Below are 3,104 nucleotides of genomic sequence, written 5' to 3'. Positions count from 1 at the left end.
CGAGTAGAGGATCGCGTGCCACGGAGTGAAGAACGTCTCGAGGTCGCGGAGGTTGTTGTGCGCCCAGCCGTCAACATAGGTTCCGGTGAGGAGCCAAACGCCGGCCACGAGGGTAATGACGTCTTCAACGGCAGTCGTGGGGCGGTGGACTGATACCGGCGGAATCGCAAAAGCGTGAGCTGCTGTGGCGTCCATAGCTCCACAGTAGGTCCCGCCGCCTTTCGCGGCGAGAGGCAATCTCTCTTGCTGGAACCCCGGCCGCTGCGCCGTTTGCGGTTCCTGTTGACCAGGCTTCTTGCCCGAACCTAGCATCGCCGTGCTGGTGCGTGATGGTCTGGGGCATCCCTTGACCTTGGACCCAGCCGCCGCCTGGCAGTGATCGTCTTTGCGGCACTCATCGCGTGGACTGCCTGGGACCGGAAACGGCGGCAAGCATCGTGGTCTTCCGGACGGGTCTGTGCCGCCGGCCGCTGGTTATCGCCGGTATTCGCCGGCCACGGGACAGGTGAACGGATCCGCTGCCGCGAGTCCTACCGTATTAAGGTAGCGAACCACGATTGCGTACGAGTGCAGCAGCCCCGTTTCGGTGTAGGCGATCCCCTCGGCATCGCAGTGCGCCTTGACGAGCTGACGGACCTCTCGCAGGTGCGGGCGGGGCATATCGGGGAACAAGTGGTGTTCTATTTGGTGATTAAGCCCGCCCAGGAGCAAGGTCACGAATCGTCCTCCGGCGATGTTGCGGGACGTGACCACCTGCCGTGTCAGGAAGTCCACCCGGCTGTTTTCGGACAAGATCGGCATCCCCTTATGATTCGGCGCGAAGCTTCCTCCCATGTACAGACCGAACACGGCGACCTGTACCACGATGAATGTGACGGCGATCGCGGGGGACAGGACGAGGAAAAGCAGGCCGACGTAGGCACCGAAGTGCAGACCCAGCAGGGCGATCTCAAGCCACCGGTACTTCACTGGCCCTCGCCGAAGCAAATACTTCAACGAGTCAAGATGCAGCGTCCATCCGAGGAACAAGAGCAAAGGGAAGAGCAAATAGCCTTGGTGCTTGCCGAGGGCACGGCCGAGTCTTCCGCGGCTGCTTGGCACTTCGTTGTGGAAGATGACCACACCCTGTGCGATGTCCGGGTCATGATTGACCATGTTCGGGCGGGCATGGTGCCGCGAGTGCTTGTCGGTCCAATACGCGAAACTCATGCCTACCACCAGGGTGGCAATGAGGCGTGCAGTCCACTCGTTCGCGGAACGGGACGCAAACACTTGCTGATGGGCTGCTTCATGGCCGAGGAAGGCGAACTGCGTGAAGACGACGCCGGAGGCGCCTGCCACGGCCAGCTGAAGCCAGGAGTCTCCCAAGATAAAGAACACCACCCAGATCCCCGTTCCCACCACGGCCAGGATCGTCAGCAGGAGGAGGTAGTAGCGTCGGCACCGCCGGAGCAGACCCGCTTCCCGGACGGATTTCAGGAGGTCCGCATAGCTGCTCGTGACCTTGTTGATCCGTGCCCTTGGCGGAGCGGGTCGTGGCGGCATCGTCAGCGCGGGCACGGACGGTGAAGGCTGGTTGGTCAAGGGCAAGTGGTTGCCTCCTCGGATGCGCTGAAGACGCGCTGCCGGGGTCCGGGGCAACACAACCAGCCTAGGCGCCGCTGGCCCCACCCGTCCAGATGATTGGGATCAGGGCGGGACGATCAGTCGGTGATTGGTCTGGCATTCCATACGGTCCGGGGTTGACCAGCGGGGTGCACGTTTTCTCAAGTTTGCAGCACGGTATTGCAACCCGGCGGTAAGTTACCCCAAAGTAGCTAAGGATGCCGCGGACATAGGGGTTCGCGGCCAGGAGAAAGGCAAGGCCATGCGCCGATTCCGACTCACCGCCGTCCTCGCCGCTGCGGCGCTCACGATTGGACTCTTCGCCGCACCCGCGGCTCAGGCCGACTCGATCTCGCCGGACCCGCCCGGAGCCAATGACTGGACGTGCAAGCCGTCGAGCGTGCATCCGTACCCGGTAGTCCTCGTCCCAGGGACGTTCGAGACGATGTACAAGAACTGGGCGCTGTTCTCGCCCGTACTTAAGAATCAGGGGTACTGCGTCTTCTCGCTCAACTACGGAGTAGTCAACGGTGTCCCCGCCAGCGGGCCAATTCGGGACTCCGCGGCTGAGCTTGCGACGTTCGTTCGCTCAGTTCTCGGCGCAACGGGTGCGAAGCAGGTAGATCTCGTCGGCCACAGCCAAGGTGGATGATGCCGCGCTATTACATTGGCTTCCTCGACGGCGCCAAGTATGTGCACCATTTGGTTGGCATTGCGCCGTCGAACCATGGCACCCAAGGCCTGATCGCGCCGTCGCCAGCAGGGATGATTCTCGACACGACCGCAACGAGCACCCTGTGCCAGGCCTGCGCGGACCAGCATGCCGGCTCGGCATTCATGACCGAGCTCAATTCGATCGGCGACGCCGTGCCGGGGCCGTCCTACACAGTGATCTCGACCCGCTACGACGAGGTCGTGACGCCCTATACGAGCCAGGCTCTTGTTGGGCCGCTCAAGCAAGTGTCCAACCTTGTCCTGCAGGACTACTGCCCGCTCGACACATTCGAACACGATCAATCTCCCAACGACCCGAACGTGTGGTCTCTGGTCTCCAACGCGCTTCTCCAGAGCGGCCCCGCAGATCCGGGGTATCGCCCGGAGTGCGTGTAGCGGGTGGTGGCCCGCCTGGGCTTTTGGTCCAGGAGGTTGCAGGCCCCGACGGCCATGCACGGTCCGCAGATCAGTCGGGCCGCCGATAATGTGCTGCCTGTATTCTCGCCCGGCACCGTTAGGATCGGTCCTGTGTACCAACGACAATGCGAAAGCCCATGATCCCCGACCCTTTCCCGACTGGTACAGGTCTGCCTCCGGACCCGCCGGAGTTCCCGGCAAAGGTCCAGGCACAGAGTTCAGTCCCGGGCTGCTGACTGACCGGGTACCGGGACAGGCCGTGATGGCCGAGCTCTTGGCCGTGCGGGAAAGGGACGCTCCGCGGTCCCGGCTGGGGCGCGTGTTCGGGCTTGACCCGCTGACCGCAGACAGCCGCCCCTGGTACACGG

The 3,104-nt window shown here is 63.1% G+C and carries 1 protein-coding gene and 2 pseudogenes; 1 reads left to right on the top strand and 2 read right to left on the bottom strand.

Annotation, left to right across the window (positions count from 1 at the left end):
- Nucleotides 1-195 (bottom strand): annotated as a pseudogene (locus tag AHiyo1_RS24775) (hypothetical protein); the annotation flags it as partial.
- Between the two features lie 279 nt (nucleotides 196-474).
- Nucleotides 475-1,590 carry a fatty acid desaturase family protein gene (locus AHiyo1_RS13875; protein WP_253257340.1) on the bottom strand — a complete coding sequence of 372 codons (1,116 nt, stop codon included), beginning with the start codon at nucleotides 1,588-1,590 and terminating at the stop codon, nucleotides 475-477.
- A gap of 277 nt (nucleotides 1,591-1,867) precedes the next feature.
- Here AHiyo1_RS13875 and AHiyo1_RS13870 point away from each other — a divergent pair.
- Nucleotides 1,868-2,715, top strand: a pseudogene (locus AHiyo1_RS13870) (esterase/lipase family protein).
- The last annotated feature ends 389 nt before the right edge of the window (nucleotides 2,716-3,104 follow it).

The organism is Arthrobacter sp. Hiyo1, from assembly GCF_001263615.2.
Classification (GTDB): Bacteria; Actinomycetota; Actinomycetes; order Actinomycetales; family Micrococcaceae; genus Arthrobacter.
This window is presented reverse-complemented; position numbering and strand designations above follow the sequence as displayed.